The sequence below is a fragment of the Variovorax sp. 01T439_2 genome (assembly GCF_056398445.1).
The window spans coordinates 1-2,668 of record NZ_JBFTPJ010001216.1; the positions used below are offsets into that span (position 1 = coordinate 1).

The 2,668-nt window shown below is 68.6% G+C and carries 4 protein-coding genes; 2 read left to right on the forward strand and 2 right to left on the reverse strand.

Annotated elements, in window-relative coordinates; all coding sequences use genetic code 11:
- On the reverse strand, positions 1–296 hold a 296-nt coding region (locus AC1DOC_RS33650), incomplete at its 3' end, for an ABC transporter permease subunit (protein ID WP_478131572.1).
- A 10-nt stretch (positions 297–306) separates the two neighbouring features.
- Positions 307–1,113, reverse strand: a complete 807-nt coding sequence (locus tag AC1DOC_RS33655; RefSeq protein ID WP_012747024.1) for a transporter substrate-binding domain-containing protein — start codon at positions 1,111–1,113, stop codon at positions 307–309.
- 237 nt (positions 1,114–1,350) lie between these two features.
- On the opposite strand from AC1DOC_RS33655, the gene AC1DOC_RS33660 reads away from it, so the two are divergent.
- Positions 1,351–1,836, forward strand: coding sequence for a rhodanese-like domain-containing protein (locus tag AC1DOC_RS33660; RefSeq protein WP_012747025.1), 486 nt, complete (start codon positions 1,351–1,353; stop codon positions 1,834–1,836).
- A 40-nt stretch (positions 1,837–1,876) separates the two neighbouring features.
- A partial coding sequence (locus tag AC1DOC_RS33665; protein ID WP_478131573.1) for a serine O-acetyltransferase occupies positions 1,877–2,668 on the forward strand: 792 nt, incomplete at its 3' end.

Consider the following 2,668-nt stretch of genomic DNA (forward strand, 5'->3'; position numbering starts at 1 on the left):
ATCAGCATGTTGAGCACGAGGAACGCGCAGTACAGCTGCACCAGCGTCGGCGTGTTGCGCGTGACCTCGACGAAGGCGCGCGCCGGCTGCACCAGCCAGGCACGGCCCGACGTCAGCGCCGATGCGATCAGCACGCCGGCCGCAAGGCTTGCGGGAATGGTCAGCAGGCACAGCTGCAGCGTGACGCCGAGTCCGCGCAGGAAGGCGCTGCGCTCGCCCAGGTCGAGCACGAAGGCGTAGTTCAGCCCCACCGTCTTGAGGGCGGCCACGGCCTGCGCGAGCAGTGCTTCGCTCATCCGACGCTCATCAGGGCGCCTTGAACCTGGCCTGCAGTTCGGTCAGCAGCGGCTGCGGCGGCTCGATGCCGTTGCGCTTTTCGGTGGCAATCAGCCAGCCGCTGCGGTGCCATTGCTGCACGACCTTGTCGACGGCGGCGATGGTGTCGGCCTCGCCCTTGCGGGTCCACACCACCGAGGGCGCGGGCAATATCTCGTCGCGGATCGGCGCCGCGTAGGCGGCCCATTCGGCGTTGTTGCGCAGGAGCGGCTGGATCAGCGTGGCGTCGTGCACGGCCGCCACGCAGTTGCCGCCGCGCAGCGCGAGCAGCGATTCCGCAGAGGTCTTGAAGCCGCGCACCTGCGCGCCGTATTGTTCCTGCAGCGGCTTCACGTAGCTGCTGCCCTGGGAGGCGCAGACCACCTTGCCGCGCAGGTCTTCCCACTTGGCGATGCCGCTGGTCTTGAGTACCGCGGCGGTGCCGCCCACGCGGTAGAAGGGCGTGGGCGCATGGCCCAGGATTTCGCCGCGGTCGGCGTTGTATTCCATCGAGGCGATCAGCAGGTCGACCTTGCCCGACTGCAGGAACTGCACGCGGTTCGAAGGCTGCACCTGCACCAGCTCGGCCTCGGCGCCGAGCTGCTTTGCAAGATCACGCGCCAGGTCGGGGTTCCAGCCCACCAACTGCTGCGTGGCCGGATCGATCGAGCCGAAGGGACCGCCGCCCACCACCACACCGATGGCCACCTTGCCGCGCTGCTTGATGCGATCGAGCGTGGCGTCGGCGTGCGCCGCAGCTGCGCCCAGGCCCAGAACCGCGGCCAGTGCGATGGCCATGCGGGAAGAGAAGAGGGGGGTGGGTCGGAGGCGGGAGGTCATCGAATGGGAAGAGCGAAGGAATCGGGCGGAGAGAGAGCCGGCGATCTTGCGAGGCCGCGTCCGCCGCCGCAACGAATGCCTTCGACTATCGATATGCATTTTTTCGTGCGAAGACGGATCGGGTCGTTAGACCATTTGGTTGTTTGGAATCGACTTTTCGGTTGTTTGAACTTCATCGCCCCGCTCCTAGAGCGCATGTCAGTGGAAGTTGAAGAAGATCTCGCCCTCTTGCCGCCCGCCCTGGAGGAAGCGCGCATTCGTGCGGCCGATGCGGGATGGCCCTATGCCGGCGGCGTGACGCCGCCCGTCGCATGGGCGCTGGTGCAGGGCGGCCGGGCCGTGCTGGTGGATGTGCGCTCGGGCGAAGAGCGCAAGTTCGTGGGCCATGTGCCCGAGAGCCTGCACGTGGCCTGGGCGACCGGCACGGCGCTCACGCGCAATCCGCGCTTCGTGCGCGAGCTGGAGGCCAGGCTGGCGAAGCACGGCGGCAAGGACGCGGTGGCGCTGCTGCTGTGCCGCAGCGGCAAGCGCTCGGCACTCGCGGCGGAAGCGGCCGCCAAGGCCGGCTTCACGCACGTGTTCAACGTGCTCGAAGGCTTCGAGGGCGAGATCGACGCACGCCAGCACCGCGGCGCCTCCGACGGCTGGCGCTTCCACGGCCTGCCGTGGGTGCAGGACTGACGGCAGCGTTCCAGCATTCCTTTCCAGGGAGAACAACCACATGGCTCATTTCGAGGTGGGCGGCATCGTGCGCGCGCTGCATGGCGTGCGCGACGAATGGCGCGATTCACAGCGGCGCTCGCGCGAGCCCGGCRCRCGCGAGTTTCCGTCGCGCGAYGCGCTSGCGCAGRTCRTCGAATCGCTCAAGGGCGCGCTGTTYCCGATGCGGCTCGGCCCGCCCGACCTGCGCCATGAGAGCGAAGACTTCTACGTCGGCCACTCGCTCGATTCCGCTTTGCAGGCCTTGCTGGCGCAGGCCCGCCTCGAGCTCGAATTCAACGCCCGCCACGAGCCGCGTTCCCCGGGCGAGATCGACGATGCCGCGACCGATGCGGTGCGCCGTTTCGCGAGCGCGCTGCCGGGCCTGCGCCGCCTGCTCGACACCGACGTGCTCGCGGCCTACCAGGGCGATCCGGCCGCGCGCAGCGTGGACGAGGTGCTGCTGTGCTATCCCGGCGTGCTCGCGATGATCCACCACCGGCTGGCGCACGAGCTCTACAAGCTTGAATTGCCGCTGCTGGCGCGCATCGTGGCCGAGCTCGCGCATGCGCAGACCGGCATCGACATCCACCCCGGCGCGCAGATCGATGCGGGCTTCTTCATCGATCACGGCACGGGCGTCGTCATCGGCGAGACGGCGGTCATCGGCAACCGCGTGCGCCTGTACCAGGCCGTCACGCTCGGTGCCAAGCGCTTTCCGACCGATGCCGAAGGCAACCTGCAGAAGGGCCTGCCGCGCCACCCGGTGGTGGAGGACGACGTCGTGATCTACGCCGGCGCCACCATTCTCGGG

Coding starts and splice junctions, on each gene's coding strand:
- AC1DOC_RS33655 (WP_012747024.1), bottom strand. CDS start 1,113: ATGGCCATCGCACTGGCCGCGGTTCTGGGCCTGGGCGCAGCTGCGGCG.
- AC1DOC_RS33660 (WP_012747025.1), top strand. CDS start 1,351: ATGTCAGTGGAAGTTGAAGAAGATCTCGCCCTCTTGCCGCCCGCCCTG.